Here is a 17,522-nt window from a genome sequence, read left to right on the forward strand (position 1 = left end):
GTCGCAAGCCTTGCGCTAAAAGCGCACCCCCTCCCCTTCCAGGCAAGGATCGGGGCTTTATTGGGCCACATTGCCTTCAACTCCATTGTCCGCCGCGGCCGCCGCTTCCACCAGCGTCGCCTCGCCACCGCCCAGGCTATGGACATAGACGGCCAGCATGCGGATGGTCGCGGGGCTGAGCTTGTCGTCCCAGCGCGGCATCACGCCCTGGCGGCTGTTCCACACGCTCTGGTGGATGGACTCGGTGTCGCCGCCATAGAGCCAGATGCCATCGGTCAGGTTGGGGGCACCCAGCGCGCGATTGCCCTTGGCATCCGTGCCATGGCAGACCGCACAATTGTCGGCGAACAGGGTCGCCCCGCGCTGCGCGGCGGCGCTGGGCTTATCCTGTCGGCTGGCGACCCGGACATAGGCGACGGCATCATCGACCTGCGGCGCGGTGAGCAACTGGTCGCGGCCAAAGGCGGGCATCATCGACACGCGCGTCGCATCATGACCCGGATTGCGGATGCCATCAATCAGCGTCTTTTCGATCGTGGCGAGGTCGCCACCCCACAGCCAGTCATCATCGTTGAGGTTGGGATAGCCCTTGCCGCCCGCTGCGCCCGATCCATGACACTGGACGCAATGGACCTTGAACGCGGCGCGCCCACCCTCGATCGCGGCCTGCATGAGTTGCGGCTGCCCGGCCAGTTTCTCGATCGTGGTCGCGGCGATTGCCTGGTGAATGGGCGCCACCTGATCGGCGCGCGCGGCCAGTTCCTGTTCCAGCGCCCCCCGGCTCGACCAGCCGAGCATCCCGCGCGTATAGTCGTTGAGCATCGGGATCGCCGGATAGGCAATCACATAACCGATCGCGAATAGGATGCTGGCATAGAAGGTCCACAGCCACCAGCGCGGCAGCGGCGTGTCCAATTCCTGAATACCGTCCCACTCATGCCCCTTGAACTGGGTGCCGGTGGCGGCGTCGATCTTGGGGTTCTTATCGTCAGCCATGGTCGGCCTCCGTCTTTTCCGTGTCTGGCTCGAAGATCATGGTGGCCGCGCGCTTGCTGGCATGGCGGCCGTGCGGCAGAAAATGCCAGCCGATGAGGAGAATGTAGGTCAGGGCCATGAAGACCAGGCCCCAGCTATCGGCGAAATGCCGCAAAGCGTTATAGCTCATCGCGTCCCCTCCTTTGGCTGCGGCTGGCCTTCGAGCGGCTTGGCGGCGTCGACATCGACCAACGTGCCGATCATCTGGAGATAGGCGACCAGCGCATCCATCTCGGTCAGCTTGTTCGGATCGCCATCGAAATCGCGCACCTGCGCCTTGGGATAGCGTTTGATCAGGTCAGCCGTATCGGCATTGGGATCGGCCTGGGCCTTAAGGTCCTCATTGGCCTTTTCCTTGTCCGCATCGCTGTACGGAACCCCGACCCGGCTCAGCGCCGTCAGATCCGCCGTCATATCACCCCCCTTCAACTCGCGCTCGGCGAGGAAGGGATAGGTCGGCATGATCGATTCCGGCACCACGGCGCGCGGATCTTTCAAATGCTGGACATGCCATTCGTCGGAATAGCGCCCGCCGACCCGCGCCAGGTCCGGCCCGGTCCGTTTGGACCCCCATTGGAACGGATGGTCGTACATGCTTTCGGCGGCCAGGCTGTAATGGCCATAGCGTTCGGTTTCGTCGCGGAATGGGCGGATCATCTGGCTATGGCAGTTGTAGCAGCCTTCGCGGATGTAGATGTTGCGCCCGGCCAACTCCAGCGGGGTGTAGGGCCGCATCCCCTCCACCTTCTCGATCGTATTGTCGATCCAGAAGAGGGGCGCGATTTCCACGATGCCACCGATGGCGACGACGATCAGGGCGGCAATACCGAGCAGCGATACATTCCGCTCCAGCTTGCCATGGTCGAAGAATTTGGATGCCATGTCGGCGTCTCCTTATACAGGCTGGGCAGCGAGGAGCGGCTTGTCGGCCGCCGGATCGAAGGCGGCGTCGTGCATCGGCTTCTCCTCGCGCAGCTTGCTGCCCGCGATGGTCTTGCCAATGTTCCAGGCCATGATGATCGCCCCGGCGAGGTAAAGCAGGCCACCGGCACCCCGGATCAGATACATGGGGAACATCGCGGTCACGACTTCGGAGAAGGCGTAGACGAGATAGCCATCGGCCCCATATTCGCGCCACATCAAGCCCTGCATGATGCCCGCCACCCACATTGACGAGGCGTAGAGAACGATGCCCAGCGTCGCGAGCCAGAAGTGCCAGTTCACCAGCCGCAGCGAATAGAGGCGTTCCCGGCCCCACAGGCGCGGCGTCATATAATAGAGGCAAGCGAAGGTGATCATGCCGTTCCAGCCCAGCGCGCCGGAGTGGACATGGCCGATCGTCCAGTCGGTATAATGGGACAGGCTGTTGACGGCCTTGATCGACATCAGCGGCCCTTCGAAGGTCGACATGCCGTAGAAGGCCAGCGCCATCACCATCATGCGGATGATCGGGTCAGTGCGGATCTTGTCCCAGGCGCCGTTGAGCGTCATCAGGCCGTTGATCATCCCACCCCAGCTCGGCATCCACAGCATGACCGAAAAGACCATGCCCAGCGTCTGCGCCCAGTCGGGCAGCGCCGTATAGTGAAGGTGGTGCGGCCCCGCCCAGATGTAGAGAAAAATGAGCGACCAGAAGTGGATGATCGACAGGCGATAGCTGTAGACCGGCCGTTCTGCCTGCTTAGGCACGAAATAATACATCATGGCCAGGAAGCCGGCGGTCAGGAAGAAGCCCACCGCATTATGGCCATACCACCATTGGGTCAGCGCATCCTGTACCCCGGCAAAGGCGCTGTAGCTCTTGGACCCCAGCAGGCTGACCGGCATCGACAGATTATTGACGATGTGCAGCATGGCGATGGTGATGATGAAGGCGAGGTAGAACCAGTTGGCCACATAGATATGCGGCTCGGAGCGCTTGAGGATCGTCCCGCCGAACACCAGCAGGTACCAGACCCACACGACCGTGAGCCACAGATCGACATACCATTCGGGCTCGGCATATTCCTTGCCCTCGGTAATCCCCATCAGATACCCGGTCGCGGCCAGCACGATGAACAGCTGATAGCCCCAGAAGACGAAGCGGGCCATGGACGGGAATGCCAGCCGCGCGCGGCAGGTGCGCTGCACGACATAAAAGCTCGTCGCGATCAGCGCGTTGCCGCCAAAGGCGAAGATGACCGCCGATGTATGCAGCGGCCGCATGCGACCGAAGCTGGTATATTCCAGCCCAAGGTTGAGCGCGGGAAAGGCCAGCTGAAACGCGATGACCAGCCCGACGAGAAAACCCGCCAGACCCCAGAACACGGTCGCGATCACGCCCCAGCGGACCGGATCATCATCATATTTGCCCTGGTCGGCCGGCATTTTCAGCATGCCGCGCGCCAGCCCCGCATAATCCGCGCCGCGCATCGTCAGGATCGCCAGCAGCAGTCCGACCGCGCAGACGATCCCCATATGAACGGCAAATCCGCTGTCCACCGCGCCAAGCATCGCCGCGAAGGCCGCCAGCGCGAGCGCGAACCAGCCGCCCGTCCTCATTACCAATCGGTCCATGATATTCCCCGTAAAAGGCTCAGCGACCCTGTGTTCGACAGGCCGCCCCCATGCATTGACCTCTGTCAAACCGCCGGGCGCGGGTCTTTACGGGATAGTGCGTAGAGAGGTACGAGAGGGTCTGGCGCGACGACCTCGACGATCAAATCCTCCCCTGGCAGGGGAGGTGGATGGCCGCAGGCCAGCCGGAGGGGTGTCCCCCTATCGAAGGCGCGACACGCTATCGCGCGCCATCAGACCCCTTCCGCCAACGCCTCCAGCGCCGCGCCATCGACCAGCCGCACGCCGCGTCGCCCGACCAGCGCGATGATCCCGCGCCGCTTGAAGTCGCTCATCTGGCGCGATACGGTTTCGATGGTCGTCCCCAAAATATCGGCAATCTGCTGGCGTGAGAGCGGCAGTTCGATCGTCCCTGTCGGGTCAGCCTGCAACCGCCGCGCCATGTCGAGCAGGAAGGTCGCGACCTTCTCCCGCGCGGTCTTGCGCCCCAGCAGCAGCATCCAGGCGCGGGTGCGGTCGAGATCGTCGAGCGTGCGCTGGAGCAACCGATGCTGAAGGTCGCCATGGTCGCGCGCGAAGCCATCGAAGCGCCCTCGCGGAAACAGGCACAGTCGCGCGTCTGTCAATGCGGTGACGCTATGGGGCGTGCGCGCACCAAAGGGGCGACCGATAAAGTCGGACGCATAGACCACGCCGACGATCTGCTCGCGCCCGTCGCCGGTCGACGTCGCCAGTTTCAGCGTCCCTTCGATGACATTGGCGACGACCATGCTGTCATCCCCCTCCCACATCACCGTCTGCCCGGCATGCAGCGTCACCCGCCGCCCGATCCGGCTGAGCGCATCGCGATCCGTCTCCGACAAGTCGGCACAAATCGCCCGATCGCGCACCCCGCACTGGTCGCAAGACTGGGGTGCGCAGGCGCGCGTCATCAGCGGAAGGGCACCATTTTGCGCCCCGTCAAATTGCATGTCCATGTCCGCTGCATGACGCGACGGTGGACACCGACCTATGCGTAAATATCCCTAGCCACGCCAGGATGCGGAGGGAGCGCGAGACAGACGGTGGGTCTGTTTCCGTCATGCCAGCGAACGCTGGCATCTCACTTCTCTTTCAGGTGAGCCTCTATAAGAATGGAGAACCCAGCTTTCGCTGGGATGACGGGCAGCGGTGGCAGAGGGAAGATCAGGCGGTCAGTTGATATTTGACGCTCATGGCCTGGGCCAGATGGCGCAAGCGGCGTTCGACGGCTTCGCCGAACAGGTCTGCATCGTCCTTTTGCAGCGACAAAGTGAGCAGGTCGCCTTCGCGCGCCAGCCGCGATAGGTTCAATGGCCCTTCGACACCGCCCGATAGACGCTGTGCGAGGCGGATCGCAAGGCCCCATAGCGCGGCGTGGTGCAGCGCTTCGGGGGAGGCCAACTGTTCGACGCCGAGCGGGACGGACAGGCCACCACCGAAATTGCTGTGCAGCGCCTGCGCCAGCATCGCGCGTTCGGCTGCGGTGATGCCGACCCAATTGCTGTGCAGCGCGATCTCCACCCCGCGTTCGGCGCGAAAATCGGGGTTGGCGCGCCAGCCGACATCAGCGAGCAGGCAGGCGGCGCGGCGGATGCGGCGCAGATCGGCGCTGTCGTCCAGAAAGAGCGGTGCGATCCAGCGTTCGATGCGGTCGCCATGGCCGCGGAAGCGCGACTGGGCCTCGCCTTCCGCTTCGGCCGCGACCAGCAGGGGATCATCCTGGCGAATATCGGCGGGCAGATCTTCGTAGAGCAGCCCTTCGCGCAGGCCATAGGCCGACACGATAAGGCGGCTCGATCGCAATTGTCGCACCACGACCGACAGCAGGGCAGCGGCATTGGGCAGGGTCGGGATGCGCGATCCGCTCATCGCCGGGATGCTCTTGAGCCGCGCGCGGCCCACATGCGAGACGATGCGGGTCAATTGTTCGGCGCGCGCGGCGGTCATTTCATATTGATGGACGACGGGCAGCGGAAAATTGGTCAATTGCATGTCGAACCGCGCCAGCGCGCGCCACGATCCGCCGACCAGATAGAAGGGCAGGTCGGGTTCGGGCTGCCAGCCCGCCTTCTCCATCATCGCCTTGACCCGCCGTTCCAGCGCGCCCGGCCCCTTGGCCCGGATTTCGGGCAGGCGCAGCACGCCGAGCGGCAGCGATATCGTCTGTTCGACCGCGCCGTCGCGAATCCGCGCCAGTTCCAGGCTACCGCCGCCCAGATCGCCGACGATGCCATCCGCGCCGGGAATGCCCGACAGCACGCCCATGGCCGCGCCGGTTGCTTCCTGCGCGCCGGTCAATATTTCGACGGTCAGGCCCATGGCGGCGGCGCGGGCGATGAATTCATCGCCATTGGTCGCATCGCGCACCGCCGCCGTGGCGACGCAGCGGATATGCGCGACCTTCATATCCTGGCACAAATGCGCGAAACGGCCGATCGCGCGCAGGCCGCGCTCCATCGGTTCTTCCTCGATCCGCCCGGTCCGGGCGAGCGAGGCACCCAGCCCCGCCATCACCTTTTCATTGAACAGGATGAAGGGCAGCCGCCGCGGGCCGTCATAGACGACGAGGCGCACGCTGTTGGAACCGATGTCGATGATCGCCGTGCGCGCGGTGGCGGGCTGCGGCGAGGTCGCCATGGTCTGGGCAGCGGCGCGGACCCGGCTGAGCATCGAGTTCATGAGGGTCAAACCCGCCCACGCAGGCGCAAAGTGGGCACCGCTTCATTGTCGAGCGCGGCACCCCGGCCCGACAGCGACGGGTTGGTCATGAAATAGCGGTGGAGGTTGAACGGCTTTTCGCCCGCATCGACGCGCGCATAATGGCCGTCGCTGTCGAGTTCCCAGCTTTGTTCAGTGTCGATGAGGTTGGCGACCATCACCTGGTCGAGAATCTGGTCATGGACGGTGGGATTTTCGATCGGGGCCATGAATTCGACGCGCCGGTCGAAGTTGCGCTGCATCCAGTCGGCCGAGCTGATATAGACTTTCGCGCCATTATTGGGGAGCGCCTTGCCATTGCCGAACACGGCGATGCGGCTATGTTCCAGGAAGCGGCCGACGACCGATTTCACCCGGATATTTTCCGACATGCCCGGAACACCGGGGCGCAGGCAGCATATGCCGCGCACGATCAGGTCGATCTGCACGCCCGCATTGCTGGCGGCATAGAGTTTTTCGATGATCGCGGGGTCAACCAGACTGTTCATCTTCGCCCAGATAGTGCCCGGCCGTCCGGCGCGGCAATGGTCAATCTCGTCATCGATCAGCTGGCACAGCCGATCGCGCAGGTCGCGCGGCGACATGACGAGCTTTTCCAGCCGCTTGGGTTCGACATAGCCGGTGATATAGTTGAACAGCGCAGCGGCATCGCGACTATAGGCCGGATCGGCGGTGAAGAAGCTCAAATCGGTATAGATGCGCGCGGTGATCGGGTGATAATTGCCGGTGCCGAAATGGCAGTAGCTGCGGAACTGCTCGCCCTCGCGCCGGATCACCATCGAAATCTTGGCGTGGGTCTTCCAGTCGATGAAGCCATAGACGACCTGCACCCCGGCGCGTTCGAGCGCATCGGCCCACAGGATATTCTGTTCCTCATCGAAACGGGCTTTCAGTTCAACCACGGCGGTCACGGACTTGCCCGCTTCCGCCGCGTCGATCAGCGCGCGGATGATCGCCGACTGTTTGCCTGCGCGATAGAGCGTCTGCTTGATCGCTACCACATCGGGGTCGATCGCTGCTTGTTTTAGGAAGGAGACGACGACGTCGAACGCCTCATAGGGATGGTGGACGACAATGTCCTTGGCGCGGATCGCGGCGAAGCAATCGCCACCATATTCGCGGATTCGTTCGGGAAAGCGCGGCGCATAGGGTTCGAATTTGAGGTCGGGCCTGTCTTCATCGACGATGCCGGACAGATCGCCAATGCCGACAAACCCCTCGACCTCGGCGATGATCGCCTCATGCCCCTGGATCATGTCCTGCAGCATTTCCTCGACCGGTTCGGGGATACGCTCTTCGATTTCCATGCGGATCACGCGGCCACGGCGGCGGCGCTTGATCGCGCTGCGGAAGTGGCGGACCAGATCTTCGGCCTCTTCCTCGATTTCAATGTCGCTGTCGCGGATGATGCGGAACACGCCGCTGTTGCGGACCTGATAGCCGGGGAATAGATCGCCCGAAAAGCGCCGCACCACGGCCTCCAGCGCGATATAGCGGGCCGTTGGCCCCGGCACGCGCACGAAGCGGTCAAGCGTTGCGGGGATCATCACCAACTCGCGGATCGGTTGCTTGTCCGACAGGCGTTGCAGGTCGAAGACGATCGACAGCCCCTGATTGGGGATGAAGGGGAAGGGATGCGCCGGATCAAGCGCCTGGGGCGTCAGGATCGGGAAGATTTGCGTCAGGAAATGATCGCGCAGCCAGGCTTCGCATAAGGGGTCCATGGGGCTGGACGGGCCAATGACTTCGATGCCGACCTGGCCCAGCTCGCCATGCAATATGCCCCAGACCTTTTGCTGCGCCGCCATCAGCCGCGCGGTTTCGGCGGCGATCGCGGCGAGCTGCTGCCCTGCGGTCAACCCGTCGACCGAGCGCAGATCGACATCCTGCAACTGCTGCCCCTTCAGCCCGGCGACGCGGACGGAGAAGAACTCATCCAGGTTCGCGCCGGAGATCGACAGGAAACGCAGCCGTTCCAGCAAGGGATGGGCGCGGTTCATCGCTTCTTCCAGCACGCGCTGGTTGAAGGCGAGCCAGGAGAGCTCGCGGTTGAAATAGCGTTCGCTGTGCAGCGATAGGCTGGGTGTGGGATCGGCTTCGGCCACGGATTACTCGCGGTTGGCGGTGGAAGGATCGGGCGGCACTATAGGCAGAAATCCGGCAGCTTGCAGAGCCTCTTTCGCCAGTGCGGTGGAAATCTTACGACCAGATGACAGCGCCGCCGCGTCGAGCAAACGGGTGACGGCGTCGATCGCGCCATAGCTACGCTCTATCCGGCGCAATAGCCAGTCCGGCAGATCGGCGGCATAGCCCGCACCGGCGTGGTCGAAGGCGCGGGCGATCAGCGCTCGGGCAAGCGCTTCGTCGGGTTCGGTGATGGCGACATGCGGCACCGCCGCCAGTCGGGAGCGCAGGTCGGGCAAGGCGACGGTCCAGCTGGCGGGCGGAGTGCGCCCCACCATCAGCAGCGGTCGCCGGTCGGTCTGCGCCGCGTTCCAGGCGTGGAACAGGCGATGTTCGTCCTGCCCCTGCGCCTCGTCGATGATGGTGCCGCCGCTCAAGCGCGCGAAATGGCGGGCGAGCGTCGAGCGCCCCGATCGCGGCGGGCCGGTCAGCACGCTGACCGACAGCGGCCAGTCGCGCCAGCGTTCCAAATGGGTGACGGCCTGGGCATTGGCCTCGCTGACCAGGAAATCCCCGTCGCGCGCATCGCCATGCCAGTCGAAGGGCAGGCTGATCTGGCTCATTGCGCGGCGGGGGCGGGTCCGGCGGGCGCGGCGCGACGGCTGATCCGCAGCGTGGTGCCGGACGCCGCGACGGTATAGCCGCGCGCTTGAAGCCCGGCGCGCAGCATTTCGACCGTGCCCTCGAAACTGACCTGCATCACCGATGTACCGCCGAGCGCCAGGCTGCTGGTCGTCGCCGAGCGGACTCCCGGCACCGCGCGGACCGCCGCCTCGCCTTGCGTCACCGATCCGACATCGGGCGTGTCGAACTGGATCGCAAAGCTGGTGCCGGTCGTGGCGGCGGTGGGCAATTCGGTCGTTTCGACGATCGCCTCGGTCACATTTTCCAGCTCCAGCGTGGCGGGATCGACCGGTTCCTCGATGATCAGCGAGGGGTCGGGCCGCAGGCGGCCGTCGTTGAGCGCGCGAATATAGAGTTCATCGAGCCGCCGTGCGCCCTCGTCCAGCATCTTGGGCAAGCCGCTGTCGTTGGACGCGCGCAGCGTGACGCTACCGATCAGGCTGTTGTCGGGGCCGTAGCGGGCGGTGAAGGTGCCGGTCACGGGGCCACCGGGATAGGCGCGGTCGAGCCGGGCGATCGGGATCACCACATCCGCCGCGCCATATTGGTCGAGCAGGACGCGCCACCATAGCCGCCCGCGCCGTCCGGTCTGTCCGGTATTCAGCAGGATCGGGTCGGCGATCGACCCGGCAACGCGGACATAATCGATCGCGCTGTCGCCGGTGCGATAGCGTGCCCAGGCCTTTTGCCATTCATTTGTACGTTCGTAGGAGACCGCCGAGCCGCCGTCCCACAGCACGGGAATGACCAGCAAGGGCGGCGAGCGCATCGCATTGCCCGATACGCCAAGCAACTGGCCGGTGCGGGCGCGGTCGAACAGGATGCTGAGCGTCGCGACATAACGCGTCGGCCCAGCCTGTTCATAATCGATCTCGATGCCCGACACCATCGCCTCGATCTGCGAATCGGACAGGGCGGGCGCGCCTGCGCCGCTGTGGGTGCGGCTCCACAGCATCCGCCACGCCTGCCGCTGGGCCATGCGCCAGCCGGCATAGCGGGCGGTGTCGGCATCCTTGGCGACGACATCGACCTTGACGCCGCGCACTTCGAAATCGCCGCCGCTGGCGATCGGCGGCACGCCGCGCTCCCCCTCCATCTGCGCAAACAGCGCGGCCGCCGCGAGGCCGAGCACGATGGCGAACAGGATCTGTGCCGGGCGCGACAGGGCACGCAGGGCTGCGCCGGGCGACAGAGAGAGGCGGGAAAAGGTCTGGGCAAGGCTCACGCGCGCCCTTTTGGCGGGATTTGCCCTATATGCCAAGCGCCAACCTTCACCCAACTTGCCGTTCGGGCTGAGCGAAGTCGAAGCCCTGCGCTGAGCCGAAGGCGAAGCTGCTTCGCTTCGCTCAGTAGAAGGCTTCGACAAGCTCAGCCCGAACGGTGTGTTTGCGGCCCGTTATAGGGGGCCAACAGATGGACGGTTCCGTTTTCGCATCGATTGCTCTAGGCGCGTCTCCCATGACCGATACCGAATCCTATAGCTACGCCAAGGCTGGCGTCGACATCGCCGCCGGCAATGCGCTGGTGCGCGCCATCGCTCCTTTGGCCAAGGCCACCCGCCGTCCCGGCGCGGATGCCGAACTGGGCGGCTTTGGCGGCTTTTTCGACCTCAAGGCGGCGGGCTTTACCGATCCGCTGCTGGTCGCGGCCAATGATGGCGTTGGCACGAAGCTGAAGCTGGCGATCGACCATGGCCGCCATGACGGCGTGGGTATTGACCTTGTCGCCATGTGCGCCAACGACCTGATCGTGCAGGGTGCCGAACCGCTGTTCTTCCTCGATTATTATGCCACCGGCAAGCTGGAGAGCGGCGTTGCCGAGCGCGTCATCGCCGGGATCGCCGAGGGCTGCCGGATCGCGGGTTGCGCGCTGATCGGCGGCGAAACCGCCGAAATGCCGGGCATGTATGCGCCGGGCGACTATGATCTGGCGGGCTTTTGCGTCGGCGCGGTCGAGCGGACCAAGGTGCTGACCGGCAACCGGGTGAAGGCGGGCGACGTGCTGTTGGGCATCGCCTCGTCGGGCGTCCATTCCAACGGTTTCTCGCTGGTGCGCCGCCTGGCCGCCGACAAGGGGTGGAAGCTCGATCGCCCTGCGATCTTCGACAATGAAGTGCTGCTGATCGACGCGCTGATGGCGCCGACGCGCATTTATGTGAAGAGCCTGCTGCCGCTGGTGCGCGCGGGCATGGTCAATGCGCTGGCGCATATCACCGGCGGCGGCTTGCTGGAAAACATCCCCCGCGTGCTGCCCGATGGGTGCCATGCGATGGTCGATGCCGACACCTGGGAACAGCCGCGGCTGATGGCGTTCCTCCAGGCGCAGGGGCATATCGATCCCGCCGAAATGGCGCGCACTTTCAACTGCGGCATCGGCATGGTGCTGGCCGTGGACGAAGCGCATGTCGCGGGCGTCACCACGTCGCTGGCTGCGGCGGGCGAGAGCGTCCACCGCATCGGCGTGGTGCAGGCAGGCGACAAGGGCTGCACCGTGCGCGGATCGACCGAGACCTGGAGCGCGAAGGCCGACTGGTCGGCGACGCATTTGGGTTAGTAACACACCGTTCGCCCTGAGCTCGTCGAAGGGCCGTTCTTTTTGAAGTAACGAGCAGGGCTTCGACAGGCTCAGCCCGAACGGAGGTTGTGAAAATGCACAAAGCCAAAGTCGGCGTCCTGATTTCCGGGCGCGGGTCCAATATGGCGGCGCTGCTCTACGCGGCCAAGGCTGACGACTGTCCCTATGAAATCGTGCTGGTCGCCGCCAATGATCCGGATGCGCCGGGGCTGAAACTCGCTGCTGCTGAAGGGATTGCGACCTTTGGCCAGAGCCATAAGGGCTTGAAGCGCGCCGATTTCGACCAGATCATCGATGCGCAGTTGCGCGCGGCGGGTGCCCAATTTGTCGCGCTGGCGGGCTATATGCGGCTGCTGTCGCCCGAATTCGTCGCGGGATGGGAAGAGCGGATGCTCAATATCCACCCCAGCCTGCTACCCAAATATAAGGGGCTGGACACGCATCAACGCGCGATCGACGCGGGCGACAGCCATACGGGTTGTTCGGTGCATATCGTGACGGCGGCGCTGGACGATGGCCCGGTGCTGGGCCAGACGCCGGTCGCGATCCTGCCTGATGACGATGCCGATACGCTGGCCGCCCGCACACTGATCGCGGAGCATCAGCTCTACAGCCGCACCCTCGCTGCGTTCGTCAGCCGCGGGCGCCACCCGGACTGGCTGCTCAACAAGGTGCGCGAAACTGCGCTGGCCTTGCCGCAGGCGGACGAGATCCTCTCCCACGGCATGCCCTGCTTCGGCATCGTCAAAGGCAAGAAGTTCGCCTATTTCACCCGCGACCATCATGGCGACGGCATCCTCGCCCTGCTGGTCAAGACCACCGCGCCCGAAGAACAGGCGAACCTGATCGAAGCCGACCCGGAACGCTATTATCGCCCGGCCTATTTCGGCACCGACTGGGTCGGCATCCGCCTGGACCTGGGTGATACCGACTGGGAGCATATCGCAGAACGGCTGCGCGCCAGCTGGCGGCAGGTTGCGCCCAAGAAGCTGCTGGGGCTGATGGATATTGCGGCGGACTTTTAGGGGGGGGGCTTTTTGGGGCGGGCGGGACAGCGAGAGTTGGGTTGCGCAGCAGGCCCTTGGTCGCAGCGGCGTGGGTAAACGCACCCTCGCGCAAGCCCACCCCCTAACCCCCTCCCGCCGGCGGGAGGGGGAACACGCTCTGCTTCGAGGCGCTACGGAACGGGATACTGCCAACATTGTGTAAATCACCCGTCACGCCAGCGCAGGCTGGCATCTCAGGTGGAGGCGCGGAACAGTTGAGCTTTGTGCCTGTCGCACCTCTATCGCGTCATCTCGTGAGACCCCAGCCTTCGCTGGGGTGACGGAAAAGGGTGGGTAAGGGCCTATTTGGCTTTGAAATAATTTACGAGGTCAGCGGCCGTTGAACACCGCAAGATGGCGTGGCATTCTTTGGTGATGCAAAGTTCAACTGCTATCGAGGCAGCTCGCCATTTTCTTTCCGTAGTATGGGACGGTCCGGTGCCTACCGATGCTGTGCTGACAGCAGCTCTCGATCGACTGATTGCGGCTTATCATGATGCACCAGATGTCGGGCCGACAAACTACGACGTTGATCCGCCGCGCGAGAGCGATTTATACCAATGCGCATTGATCAGAACCCATGTGCCCATTGGCGTAGTCCGAGGGACATGATGCGCCAGGGCTGGTCGGCGAGTTTGTTCCAGGCGTAGCAGCAGTGATCGATGATATCGTCGTATGATTTGAAGATACGGTTCGACAGCCAGTTGTCGCGCATGAACTGCCACACGTTTTCGACCGGGTTCAACTCTGGGCATCTGGGCGGCAGCGGCATCAACGTGATGTTGGGTGGAACGACCAGTTCGGCAGAGCCATGCCATCCGGCTTGATCGAGAAGCAACACGGCATGCGCCCCCGGCGCGATATGGAAGGCAATTTCGTGAAGGTGCATATTCATCGCTTCACTGTTGCACCTTGGCATGACGATGCCTGCAGCCTTGCCTTGCGCGGGGCAAATCGCCCCGAAGAGCCAGGCCGACGATCGTCGTTGATCTTTTGGCGCTGATGGCCTCGTGCCGCGTTTCGCCCAGCGCCGGGTGAGCTTGGTTTGTTGGCCGACGCGCGCTTCATCCTGCCACCATAATTCTAGGGGCGTGCCTTTTGGGAGGCGTCGTTTGATTTGCGCCAAACGGGCAGCGAACTCTTTTTAAAAACAGCAATGTCATCGGGCTTCTGGCCACGGTGACGGGGTCGCGCGGTGAGCTTGCGATACCCCAGAGCGCGAAGCTCTCTCCCAAGCGTGTGACGCGTGACCGATAATGCGAACTCGTCCCGGATCCACTGCGCCAGGTCGCACAGTCGCCAGCGCACGACACCATGCGCCGCCGGGATTGGCCCGGTCTCAACCATTTCGGCAAGCTTGGCGCGCTGCTCGTCGTTCAAGATCGACGCCCGCCCGGGGGCCTTGCGCGTTGCCAGGCCATCAGGGCCGCACTCATTGAACCGCAAAACCCAGTCACGCACGATTTGCAGCGTCACCCCGGCAACTTTCGCTGCCTCGCTACGGCTTCCGCCGTCCAGGATCAGTGCCACCGCCAATAGACGACGCACATGGTCCCCATCACCGCATCGTCGGGCAACGACACGCAAATCCGCTGATGTGTAGTCAGTTCGAACACCAATCGCCGCCGCCATCGCAAGCCTCCATGTGCCTGCAATATCGAATCATAATCTTAGCCTCTTGGGAATCCCCGACGTGAGTCAGCACCAACGCGCGTTGGTATTAGCCTTTTTTCGTCAAGTGGGTGCTCGATTTCCCGCCTACGGCCTTTACTCGCTAGCAGACCCCATAGATGATCCGCATACCGCGATGGGAATGGGGGATGCCATTGATGACATCGGCGATATCACTTTGGATATGCGCGACGTAATATGGCTGGCCGATAATATCGGCCCCGATGATGCCCACTGGTCTTTTCGGCTTCAGTTCTTCCATTGGGGGACACATGCGAGAGACTTGGTCCGCTATCTGCACGGTCGTCAATTTGGATAAACGGCTGATTTTGGTCGTTTCAGCTATCCTCCCCTAGTAGGGAAGGTGGCAGGGCGTAGCCTTGGCGGAGGGGTTTCGCGCTATTGAGCGGGCAATACCCCTCCACCACTTCGTGGTCCCCCTCCCCTTGCAGGGGAGGATTTTAGAACTTACGCTATCGACCGGCCTATCCCACCGGTGCCCCTTCGACAGCGTGAAAGGCGATGCGGAGGGCTTCGGCTAGGCTTCGGACTTCCAGTTTCTGCATCAGGTTGGCGCGGTGGATTTCGACGGTGCGGGGGCTGATGCCCAGGTCATAGGCGATGGTCTTGTTGGGTAGGCCTTCGACCAGCCCGTCCAGCACTTCGCGTTCGCGGTCGGTCAGGATGTTGAGGCGGGCCTGCGCCTCCTGCGCCCGCGCGCCGACCCCGCGCGTGGCGATCGACTGTTTGCGGGCCGATTCGATGCAGGCGAGCAGAGTTGCCTTTTCGAACGGCTTTTCGATGAAATCGCTCGCGCCCGCCTTCATCGCCGCGACGGCCATGTCGATGTCGCCATGGCCGGTCATGATGATGACCGGCAGCATGATGCCGCGCGCGCGCAGTTCGCGCTGCACCTCCAGCCCGTCTATGTCGGGCATCCGCACGTCGAGCAGGACGCAACCCTGCGGCAGCGTCGCAGCAGCCTTCAGGAAGGGCAGCCCGCCTTCGAAGACTTGCACGCCAAAGCCGCTGGTCTTGAGCAGGAAGGCGAGCGAGCGCCGGATCGCGTCGTCATCATCCACGACATAGAGGGGATAGGGTTCGCTCATGATAGGTCGTCCGCCCGGTCCAAAGTGAAATGAAAGGCGGTGCCGCCCCATTGCGAGGGCGTGGCCCAGATGCGCCCGCCATGGCCTTCGACGATCGTCTGGCTGATCGACAGGCCGACCCCCATACCATTGGCCTTGGTAGTGGTGAAGGGGGTGAAGAGCGTGCGCGACATGCCGGGGTCAAGGCCGGGGCCGCTGTCGGCGACGACCACCTCCACCTTGCCATCGTCGGCGGGCGCGGCGGTGAGGCGCAGGATGCGGGCCGGGCTATCCTGCATCGCGTCTACCGCATTGCGAACGAGGTTGATGATCACCTGCTGCAACTGCACGCGATTGGCCAGCACCAGATCGACGTGGCGGTCGACCTGCACATCCATGTCGATGCCGCGGCTGTCGGTGCCGATGAAGGCCAGCGCCGCCCCCTCGGCCAGCAGGCTGCGCAGCGGTTCGGGCTGGCGCAGGGTTTCGCCGCGCTTGATGAATTCGCGCAGCGAGCGGATGATCTCGCCCGCGCGCAGCGCCTGGCGCGCGCTTTCGTCCATCGCTTCGCCCAGCATGGCGCGATCGAGGTCGCCGGGGGCGGCGAGCAGGTCGCGGCCGGCCTCCATATAATTGGCGATCGCGGTCAGCGGCTGGTTGAGTTCATGCGCCAATGCCGAAGCAAGCGTGCCCATCGCGGTGACGCGCCCGGCATGGGCAAGTTCGGCCTGCAGGTCCGCGACGCGCCGCTCGGCCTGTTGCCGTTCGGTCAGGTCGCGGATGAAGCCGGTGAAGAGGCGCTGGCCCTGGTCGTTCACTTCCCCCACCGACAATTCGATGGGAAAGGTCGACCCGTCGCGCCGCCGCGCAGCGGTCAGGCGGCCGATGCCGATGATCCGCTTTTCGCCGGTGTCGATATAATGGCCGATATAGCCGTCATGCCGCTCCCGATCCGGCGAGGGCATCAGCATCGAGATATTTTCGCCCAGCACGTCGGCTTCGCTATATTGGAACATGCGCTGCGCCGCGGCGCTGAACGACACGATGCGGCCGCGCATGTCGATGACGATCAGTGCATCGGGAATGGTCGCCAGGATTGATCCCAGCAGAGCCTGTTCCAGGCTGTGCGCGTCGGTCAGCGCATCGCTTTCATCATCTGCTACAGCCATGCGCCGACCATGGTCGCCTTTCAGTGCGCCAGCAAGAGGGGCACGTGCGTCTCGCGCAACATGGCGCGGGTGACACCGCCAAACACCAGTTCGCGCCAGCGGCTATGGCCGAACGCGCCCATGACGACCCAGTTCGCCGCCAGCGTGCCGATCGCCTCTTGCAGCGCCACGTCCACCGCCCGGCCCTTGCGCGGCCAGCTATGCAGTTGCGCCTTGATGCCGTGGCGGGCGAGATATTCGGGTGCAGCGGTCGAGGGAAATTCGGCCTTGTCGGCTTCCTCGACGGACACGATCTCCACCGCCTGCGCCAGTTGCAACAGCGGAACGGCAGCGCGCAGGGCGGCGCAGGATTCGGGCGACCCGTCCCAGGCGACCAGCGCGGTGCCAGTGACGGCAAAACCCTTGCACGCCTGCGGCACGGCCAGCACGGGCGTCCGCCCGCCCAGCGCCAGGTCGGCGACGATCGGCAAGGGATCGGACAGGTGAACTCGCCCGCCTTCGGGCAGGGTCGCGACGATCGCGTCGCTCAGCCGCGCGGCGGAGAGCAGGCCTGCGACGCTGTCGCCGTCGATCTGACGCCAGTCCCAGGCGACATCTTCATGGCCCAGTCTTGCTTCCACTTTAGCGCGATAAGCCTCGTCAATCTCATGCAGTTCAGCCGCGATCGAAGGGGCATAGCCCGCGCCGCCATAGACATCGGCCGCGACCAGATCGGGCAGCGGCGTTACCTGGACGCAATGGACATGGGCATCGTAGGCGCGGGCGAGGTCGCAGGCGGCCTGCAGGCGGCTGTCCGCGCCGACATCATCATGAATATGCAGCAGGATCGATTTCAT

The 17,522-nt window shown here is 64.1% G+C and carries 16 protein-coding genes; 3 read left to right on the top strand and 13 right to left on the bottom strand.

Annotation, left to right across the window (positions count from 1 at the left end):
• Positions 1-57 precede the first annotated feature (57 nt).
• The 9 genes from ccoP to SxD43FB_RS02170 all read right to left on the bottom strand — a co-directional run bounded on the left by ccoP (position 58) and on the right by SxD43FB_RS02170 (position 10,363).
• Positions 58-996, bottom strand: a complete 939-nt coding sequence (ccoP, locus tag SxD43FB_RS02130) for a cytochrome-c oxidase, cbb3-type subunit III (RefSeq protein WP_096060800.1) — start codon at positions 994-996, stop codon at positions 58-60.
• Positions 989-1,165: a cbb3-type cytochrome c oxidase subunit 3 gene (locus SxD43FB_RS02135; protein ID WP_096060801.1), complete on the bottom strand. Its 177-nt coding sequence runs from the start codon at positions 1,163-1,165 to the stop codon at positions 989-991. The genes ccoP and SxD43FB_RS02135 overlap by 8 nt, the downstream gene beginning before the upstream one ends.
• Positions 1,162-1,917 carry a cytochrome-c oxidase, cbb3-type subunit II gene (gene ccoO / locus SxD43FB_RS02140; protein WP_096060802.1) on the bottom strand — a complete coding sequence of 252 codons (756 nt, stop codon included), beginning with the start codon at positions 1,915-1,917 and terminating at the stop codon, positions 1,162-1,164. The genes SxD43FB_RS02135 and ccoO overlap by 4 nt, the downstream gene beginning before the upstream one ends.
• 12 nt (positions 1,918-1,929) lie before the next feature.
• Positions 1,930-3,591, bottom strand: coding sequence for a cytochrome-c oxidase, cbb3-type subunit I (gene ccoN, locus SxD43FB_RS02145; protein WP_096060803.1), 1,662 nt, complete (start codon positions 3,589-3,591; stop codon positions 1,930-1,932).
• A gap of 233 nt (positions 3,592-3,824) precedes the next feature.
• Entirely contained in the window at positions 3,825-4,568 is a 744-nt protein-coding gene (locus SxD43FB_RS02150; protein ID WP_096060804.1) for a Crp/Fnr family transcriptional regulator, read from the bottom strand.
• Positions 4,569-4,776: 208 nt separating this feature from the next.
• Complete coding sequence (locus tag SxD43FB_RS02155; RefSeq protein WP_096060805.1) at positions 4,777-6,291, bottom strand: Ppx/GppA family phosphatase; 1,515 nt, start codon at positions 6,289-6,291, stop codon at positions 4,777-4,779.
• Between the two features lie 5 nt (positions 6,292-6,296).
• Positions 6,297-8,435, bottom strand: a complete 2,139-nt coding sequence (locus SxD43FB_RS02160; RefSeq protein ID WP_096060806.1) for an RNA degradosome polyphosphate kinase — start codon at positions 8,433-8,435, stop codon at positions 6,297-6,299.
• 3 nt (positions 8,436-8,438) lie between these two features.
• Positions 8,439-9,077 (bottom strand): chromosomal replication initiator DnaA, encoded by a 639-nt coding sequence (locus SxD43FB_RS02165; protein WP_096060807.1) that lies wholly within the window; start codon positions 9,075-9,077, stop codon positions 8,439-8,441.
• The gene (locus SxD43FB_RS02170) at positions 9,074-10,363 is read right to left on the bottom strand and encodes a hypothetical protein (RefSeq protein WP_096060808.1); all 1,290 of its coding nucleotides are present in this window, start codon (positions 10,361-10,363) and stop codon (positions 9,074-9,076) included. The genes SxD43FB_RS02165 and SxD43FB_RS02170 overlap by 4 nt, the downstream gene beginning before the upstream one ends.
• Positions 10,364-10,596: 233 nt before the next feature.
• Here SxD43FB_RS02170 and purM point away from each other — a divergent pair, with 233 nt between their 5' ends.
• Together purM and purN are read left to right on the top strand one after the other, a co-directional pair.
• Positions 10,597-11,691, top strand: coding sequence for a phosphoribosylformylglycinamidine cyclo-ligase (gene purM / locus SxD43FB_RS02175; RefSeq protein ID WP_037473269.1), 1,095 nt, complete (start codon positions 10,597-10,599; stop codon positions 11,689-11,691).
• Positions 11,692-11,786: 95 nt separating this feature from the next.
• Positions 11,787-12,737 (top strand): phosphoribosylglycinamide formyltransferase, encoded by a 951-nt coding sequence (gene purN, locus SxD43FB_RS02180; protein WP_096060809.1) that lies wholly within the window; start codon positions 11,787-11,789, stop codon positions 12,735-12,737.
• Between the two features lie 592 nt (positions 12,738-13,329).
• Here the strand turns inward: purN and SxD43FB_RS02185 are convergent.
• Positions 13,330-14,390, bottom strand: a protein-coding gene (locus tag SxD43FB_RS02185; protein ID WP_096060810.1) for an IS630 family transposase whose coding sequence is annotated in 2 segments (ribosomal slippage) — positions 13,330-13,898 and positions 13,898-14,390 — 1,062 coding nt in all. Because the reading frame shifts where the segments join, the coding sequence is not laid out codon by codon here.
• A 61-nt stretch (positions 14,391-14,451) separates the two neighbouring features.
• Between SxD43FB_RS02185 and SxD43FB_RS24590 the strand changes: the two genes are divergently transcribed.
• Positions 14,452-14,748, top strand: coding sequence for a hypothetical protein (locus tag SxD43FB_RS24590; RefSeq protein ID WP_141249443.1), 297 nt, complete (start codon positions 14,452-14,454; stop codon positions 14,746-14,748).
• Positions 14,749-14,914: 166 nt separating this feature from the next.
• On the opposite strand, the gene fixJ is transcribed toward SxD43FB_RS24590, so the two are convergent.
• The 3 genes from fixJ to SxD43FB_RS02200 are packed head-to-tail and all read right to left on the bottom strand — an operon-like array spanning position 14,915 to position 17,522.
• On the bottom strand, positions 14,915-15,538 hold the full coding sequence (gene fixJ, locus SxD43FB_RS02190) for a response regulator FixJ (protein ID WP_096060811.1): 624 nt from the start codon (positions 15,536-15,538) through the stop codon (positions 14,915-14,917).
• On the bottom strand, positions 15,535-16,686 hold the full coding sequence (locus tag SxD43FB_RS02195) for a PAS domain-containing sensor histidine kinase (protein ID WP_096060812.1): 1,152 nt from the start codon (positions 16,684-16,686) through the stop codon (positions 15,535-15,537). The genes fixJ and SxD43FB_RS02195 overlap by 4 nt, the downstream gene beginning before the upstream one ends.
• Positions 16,687-16,706: 20 nt before the next feature.
• Positions 16,707-17,522 carry a universal stress protein gene (locus tag SxD43FB_RS02200; protein WP_096060813.1) on the bottom strand — a complete coding sequence of 272 codons (816 nt, stop codon included), beginning with the start codon at positions 17,520-17,522 and terminating at the stop codon, positions 16,707-16,709.

This window comes from Sphingobium sp. D43FB, assembly GCF_002312805.1.
Classification (GTDB): Bacteria; Pseudomonadota; Alphaproteobacteria; order Sphingomonadales; family Sphingomonadaceae; genus Sphingobium.

Excerpts from the sequence above, each read along its gene's own strand:
- SxD43FB_RS02165 (WP_096060807.1), bottom strand. The coding sequence starts at position 9,077 with ATGAGCCAGATCAGCCTGCCCTTCGACTGGCATGGCGATGCGCGCGAC.
- ccoN (WP_096060803.1), bottom strand. The coding sequence starts at position 3,591 with ATGGACCGATTGGTAATGAGGACGGGCGGCTGGTTCGCGCTCGCGCTG.
- SxD43FB_RS02150 (WP_096060804.1), bottom strand. The coding sequence starts at position 4,568 with ATGGACATGCAATTTGACGGGGCGCAAAATGGTGCCCTTCCGCTGATG.
- fixJ (WP_096060811.1), bottom strand. The coding sequence starts at position 15,538 with ATGAGCGAACCCTATCCCCTCTATGTCGTGGATGATGACGACGCGATC.
- purM (WP_037473269.1), top strand. The coding sequence starts at position 10,597 with ATGACCGATACCGAATCCTATAGCTACGCCAAGGCTGGCGTCGACATC.
- ccoP (WP_096060800.1), bottom strand. The coding sequence starts at position 996 with ATGGCTGACGATAAGAACCCCAAGATCGACGCCGCCACCGGCACCCAG.
- SxD43FB_RS02155 (WP_096060805.1), bottom strand. The coding sequence starts at position 6,291 with ATGAACTCGATGCTCAGCCGGGTCCGCGCCGCTGCCCAGACCATGGCG.
- SxD43FB_RS02195 (WP_096060812.1), bottom strand. The coding sequence starts at position 16,686 with ATGGCTGTAGCAGATGATGAAAGCGATGCGCTGACCGACGCGCACAGC.
- purN (WP_096060809.1), top strand. The coding sequence starts at position 11,787 with ATGCACAAAGCCAAAGTCGGCGTCCTGATTTCCGGGCGCGGGTCCAAT.
- ccoO (WP_096060802.1), bottom strand. The coding sequence starts at position 1,917 with ATGGCATCCAAATTCTTCGACCATGGCAAGCTGGAGCGGAATGTATCG.
- SxD43FB_RS02135 (WP_096060801.1), bottom strand. The coding sequence starts at position 1,165 with ATGAGCTATAACGCTTTGCGGCATTTCGCCGATAGCTGGGGCCTGGTC.
- SxD43FB_RS02200 (WP_096060813.1), bottom strand. The coding sequence starts at position 17,522 with ATGAAATCGATCCTGCTGCATATTCATGATGATGTCGGCGCGGACAGC.